Annotated in this window: 4 protein-coding genes; all 4 read right to left on the minus strand. The window is 32.0% G+C overall.

All coding sequences use genetic code 11. The annotated features are described in order from the left end of the window. Positions 1–2,393, minus strand: a 2,393-nt coding sequence (locus AC15TD_RS15040) for an ABC transporter permease (RefSeq protein ID WP_484452964.1), incomplete at its 3' end; no start/stop codon positions are given. Positions 2,394–2,412: 19 nt separating this feature from the next. Then, entirely contained in the window at positions 2,413–3,093 is a 681-nt protein-coding gene (locus AC15TD_RS15045; RefSeq protein ID WP_331631486.1) for an ABC transporter ATP-binding protein, read from the minus strand. An 89-nt stretch (positions 3,094–3,182) separates the two neighbouring features. Further along, complete coding sequence (locus AC15TD_RS15050) at positions 3,183–4,322, minus strand: hypothetical protein (protein WP_484452965.1); 1,140 nt, start codon at positions 4,320–4,322, stop codon at positions 3,183–3,185. Positions 4,323–4,391: 69 nt separating this feature from the next. After that, the coding region (locus AC15TD_RS15055) for a hypothetical protein (RefSeq protein ID WP_484452966.1) at positions 4,392–4,648 on the minus strand (257 nt) is incomplete at its 5' end.

A 4,648-nucleotide genomic window follows, 5' to 3' on the forward strand; every position in this document is an offset into this window, starting at 1 on the left:
GTTATACTCATAACCACAAATGAAAATAATATCATAATTAAGCCACCAATTAAGAAATTTGAAATACTCAAAGAAACTTTATATGTAAATAAATTTAACCATTGATTAACTAGGTAATACGCAATAGGTGAAGCAACAATAAATGCTATACCAACGAGGATTATAAATTCTTTACAAAGCAAAATATAAATTTCTAAAACCGATGCTCCAACCACTTTTCGTATTCCAATTTCTTTTACACGCATATTGGTAGTATAAATGACCAAACCTAAAAGACCCAAACAACTAATTAAGATAGACAAGCCAGATGCCCATTTTAATAGCTTGGATATTTTCTGTTCTCTACCATAAAAATCCTTAACAGTCTCATTCATGAATTCTAACTTCATTTCTGTATTTGGATAGACTTCTTTGTACCTGTTTTCTATTTCATTTATAACTTCACTAATCCTTCCTCCTGAAAGCGGCTTTACCTTCATACTGATCATTTGAAACTGACTAAACTTAGCATTATACCAATCACCTCGTAGTACAAGGGGTTCTATTGGATTATGAAGAGAATTCTGGTGAAAATCCTTCATAACACCAACTATTTTTATGGTGTCGGGATAAAGAATAACCTTTTCATTTATGGCATCCTCAGGTTTATTAAAACCTAATGTTTTTAAAGCTGTTTCATTAATTACCACTTCTTTAACAGTGTCATGTTTTCTTTCTCTACCTGCTATTAAGTCAATATCAAATGCATTCAAATAATTTATATCTCCAAAAAGAAATCGCATCTGCTTAGTTATATCAGCTGAATCTGTTTTGCGTGTAAAATCACTAAAAAATACATTATTAGAGGCTGGTGGGTTAAAACACATTGTCAATGTTTCCACAGCCTCAACTTCTTTTATTTTGCTGGCCAGAGATTTTAAATTATTTAAATTTCTTGCAATTAAGGGTTGGTAAACAGATACTGTAGTCTCTTTATTAAATCCCATATCCTTTGTAAGCATGAAATTAATCTGACTATTAACCAACAATGCACCAATTATAAAAACCTGTGCAATGCCGAATTGAATTACTGTTAAGATTTTTCTAGGGATTGCTTTTTTATTGCCAACTAAAAACTTGTTCTTTAAAATTTTTACAGGTTTATATTTCGATAACACAAATGCTGGATAAAACCCTGAAAGCAATGTTATACAAACAATCAAAATAAAAATACAAATTAAGATTTCAGGATGAAAAAGAAAGTCTATTGTTAACCCTTCAGGAACAAAATCTGCAAAAACAATTAATAAGGTATCCATTAAGGCAACAGAAATCACAGCTGAAACAAGGACTAACAAAAACGTCTCTGCCATAAATTGTGTAATCAATTGTTGTTTGCTGCAACCCAATATTTTAAGGATTCCAATTTCTTTTGCACGTTGTGTTGCCTGAGCGGTAGTCAGATTAATAAAATTTGCACATCCTAACAACAATAGAAACAGTGCTATTAGTCCAAAATTCTTCAATAATGATTTATTTGCACGCTTATCTTGCCAATTATGGATTTGATATAATTCATTAAAGTGCATATCTAACAAAGGCTGAAGCCTTATAGAGTTTGTAATACTATTTTCTAAAACAAGATTATTTCTATTTTCACGAGTTAGTCGATCAAATAATTTTTGAATATCTTCAAGGTCAGCATTTGGTGTAAGCTTTACAAACAATTGAAAATCTGAAGTAGTAAGGTTCCAGTTTTTTTCTTCAACGAGCTTTCTATTCCGAGATTTAAGAATGGTTGGCCATGAAATAAACTCTTGAAAAACAAGGTCTGTTCGTTTTGGAAGATCTTCTACAATTCCCGTAATTGTTACTTCTAATGAATCATAAGTTAAGGTTTCCCCTATAATTTCATTTAAAGCCAGATCTGGAAAATACCTTTTAGCACTTTTTTCAGTTAAAACAACATTAGATTCATTTTCTAATGGATTTATCGCATTGCCTGCCAAAAACGTGTAGTTAAAAATTTTAAAGTAATCTTGTTCTGCAAAGACAACATACTTTGGCGTGTTAAATGTTTTCTCTGTTTTTTTTACGGTTACGTTGTTAGGTTGCGACATAAAAATACTACCTACCTGCTCAAAGTTTGAATTGTTTATTATAGCATCTTTTAAGGCTAATGTTGCACCTGAGTAAAAGAATGTTTCGGTGGGTGACTTGGTTTCTGAAACAACTCTGTAGATAAGATCTTTATCTTTATGGAAATACTCAAAAGTTGATTCATAATAAATTATGAGACCTATAAGGAGAGAAAAACTAAACCCAACCATAATGCCAATGATATTGATGACTGAGAACAACTTATTGTTAATCAAGTTTCTCCATGCTATCTTTAAAAAGTTGGTGAACATCATGGTTTAATAGGAATAGGCTTTAAATTTTCAACATATTTTCGCTCACTTTTTGGCCATCGAGCATTCTGATAATTCGATGGCTGTACTTCGCATCATGTTCACTATGAGTAACCATGATTATGGTCGTTCCGTTATCGTTTAAATCGGATAACAAATCCATAACCTCGTTACCATTTGTAGAATCGAGGTTTCCTGTAGGTTCGTCTGCAAGGATAATTTTAGGATTATTTACTACAGCCCTTGCAATAGCAACCCGTTGTTGTTGACCTCCAGATAATTGTTGAGGAAAGTGGTTTCGCCGGTGCATAATTTGCATCTTTTTCAGCAAGGACTCTACCTTTTCTTTGCGCTCAGATTGTTTGACATTATTATAGATTAAGGGTAATTCTACATTTTCAAAAACCGTTCGATTGTCGATAAGGTTAAAACTTTGAAATACAAAGCCTATGTTTTGCTTTCTGAATTTAGACCGTTTTCTTTCGTTTAAATGCGATACCTCTTTACCATTTAATAAATAACTGCCAGCATCTGCATTATCCACTAAGCCAATGATATTTAGAAGGGTTGTTTTGCCACAACCAGATGGTCCCATAATCGCAACAAACTCACCTTCTTTAACCTTCATTGAAAATTTGTTTAAGGCAAGTGTCTGGATGTCGTCTGTCTTGTAGAATTTTTCTATGTTGCTTATTTCAACCATTTGTGGTCTGTAATTTTAAATTTTTGGTTAATTTACAAAACTTACTCAAGTATTGCAGTGTTTGGAATAAAGATGGATTTCCGTTTTTATTAATCGTTTTTAATTTTTCTTTTATCAGTTAAAGTATTGATGTAATCTTCTAAATATTTATGCAAACCTATGTCTGGATTGTTCAGCAATTTTGATTTATATTCAACATTTAATTCATCTAAAAGACGCATCATATTAAAGCCAATAGCATAATAATAAGTTGAAGGACTTGCGTAGGTAAGGTAGTCGAATGCCTTATGATTAAGGTCGACCTCTTTAAATTCTGAATACGATTTAAACATGGGGTCATTCGAAATTACAGGTGAATTAGAATTATTGGCATAATCTGATAGAATTAGCATGCTCTCATACTCAATATATCTGGCTGATCCTTCCTGTATCACATAAAAATTCTCTACTTGCTCTAAATCTGGATACGCTTCGCTATATCTATGCATACGACTTTCACGGGCATTTAAGTATTTAGAAATCAATTCGTCACGAATACTTGTGTCTTCTTCTAACAGGGCCTGCATGAGGTATTCATTTTCATTTTGGATCATTGGTAAGAAGTTTTGATCTTCTTTGCATATTGAAATTATATTATTGGGATTAAGGGCTGATGTACTAATAGGTGATTTAGCATATGCCCTATAGTTTTCATTATTGAGCTGATAGTGGTGAAACATTTCATGTATAACCATTGTCGACCACATTTCTGTGCTTTCCACAGATGGAATGTAGTTCCCAATTTCTTCGACTGAAGAATATTGTTCCACTGGACTATCATAGAAAAACCGAGATGCATCTGCTTTATCAAAACTCAACATGTTTTCCATATGATACGGAATACTGTCTGTTCTTGAAGTCAACAAATAATTTTTACCATATTGGTCGTAGTCATCCAGAGTTTTAATTACCTGTGCATTAGGAAAGAATACTTCAGATTTATCAACATTAAAGTATATTAATGTTCCTTCAGTATGTTTTTCACCAAAGCCAGGCCAAGTTTTTTCGGCAACACGTTGTTTTAGATTTAAGACGAAAGATATTCTCCTCGATGATAAACTGTCAGGAAGGTCAAATTGATTCTCTGATTTTAAGTTTTTACTGCTCTCCTGCGAATCTTTTTTTTGATTCTGGCATGCGGCAACTATCATTATAAAGCCTAAAATGAATAGAATGAATGCTTTTTTCACTTGTTTAAAATTTTAAGAGTTATTGTTTATAAACGTTTAAATAATTTTTATAATTATTGCAGCCAACAATTATTTTGAATAAAGAACTTTTTTACCAGTGATGAGGTTTATAATCATTCTAATAATGAAATAAGCTGTTAGAATGATAAAGAATAGACCAAAACTGAAGCTAAAATACAAATCATCATAGGGCCAAAAAAACTTATCAATCAATGGGCCAATAAACGCTATATATAATGCCAACCATATTCCAATAGACAGGACTTCTATGGCTAATGTTTTTTGATTAGTCATCTCTTCTATAACCTTTTTTACCAACATAACAA

This window comes from Yeosuana sp. (genome assembly GCF_057126245.1).